This is a genomic window from Phyllobacterium sp. TAF24 (genome assembly GCF_052113785.1).
Lineage (GTDB): Bacteria > Pseudomonadota > Alphaproteobacteria > Rhizobiales > Rhizobiaceae > Phyllobacterium.
Map to the genome: position 1 here is coordinate 1 of NZ_JBFRDN010000073.1, position 1,161 is coordinate 1,161.

1 protein-coding gene is annotated in these 1,161 nt (G+C 57.5%); it reads left to right on the forward strand.

What is annotated here, in order from left to right; genetic code table 11:
* A partial coding sequence (locus AB4Y96_RS26375) for an ABC transporter substrate-binding protein (RefSeq protein ID WP_441920983.1) occupies positions 1-1,076 on the forward strand: 1,076 nt, incomplete at its 5' end.
* Positions 1,077-1,161 lie beyond the last annotated feature (85 nt).

The following is a 1,161-nucleotide window of genomic DNA, read 5'->3' on the forward strand; positions in this document are numbered from 1 at the left end:
CTGTCGATCCGCTGACCGTCAAGGTCACGCTCAAACAGCCGAATGGTGATTTCCTCTACAATATGGGTTGGGCGGCAGCGGTCATCGTCGCGCCTGAGAGCGCCGACACCAACAAGGAAAAGCCGGTTGGAACCGGCCCCTTCAAGCTCGATAACTGGGCCAAGGGCTCGCAGATCACCATCTCCAAAAACCCTGCCTATTGGGGCAAACCGGTAGCCCTCGACAAAGCAATTTTCCGCATCATTCCTGATCCGGCAGCCGCAACCGCCGCACTGCTTGCGGGCGATGTGCAGGCATTCCCCGTCTTTCCGAGCTATGAGGCCGTGCCGCAGTTTCAGGCTGATCCACGTTTCAAGGTGGTGATCGGTACAACCGAGGGCGAGACCGTTCTTGGCATGAACAACCAAAAACCGCCTTTTGACAATCTCAAGGTCCGGCAGGCAATCACCCACGCCATTGACCGCAAAGCATTGATTGATGGCGCCCTGTTTGGCTTGGGAACACCAATCGGCTCGTTCTTCCCGCCGCATCACCCTGCCTATATCGACCTGACCGGAGAGTCTGCCTACGATCCGGCACTGGCCAAAAAGCTTCTGGCCGAGGCTGGCCACCCCGATGGTTTCAAGACCACCTTGAAACTGCCGCCACCCGTCTATGCCCGCCGCGGCGGCGAGATCATAGCGGCGGAACTGCGCGAAATCGGTATCGAAGCCGAGATTATTCCGGTTGAATGGGCGCAGTGGCTGGAACAGGTGTTCAAGGGCCGGGATTACGACATGACCATCGTGTCCCATACGGAGCCGAACGATCTCAACATCTTTGCCCGGGATAATTACTACTTCAACTATAACAGCCCGACCTTCCGCGATGTGATCAAACAGATCGAGGCAACATCCAACATGGCCAAGCGCACGGCGCTCTACCAGCAGGCGCAGAAAATCCTCGCCGCCGATGTTCCCGCCGCGTTTTTGTTCCAGCTTCCCAAAACCGGGATATGGGATGCCAAGGTTGAAGGGCTCTGGGAAAACGGGCCAATTCCCGCCAATGATTTGACAGCGGTGAAATGGGCGGAGTGATCGATTGATGGCTGGGCGCGAGGCATTCACCCCCCTCTGTCCTGTCGGACATCTCCCCCACAAGGGGGGAGATCACATTGGCATC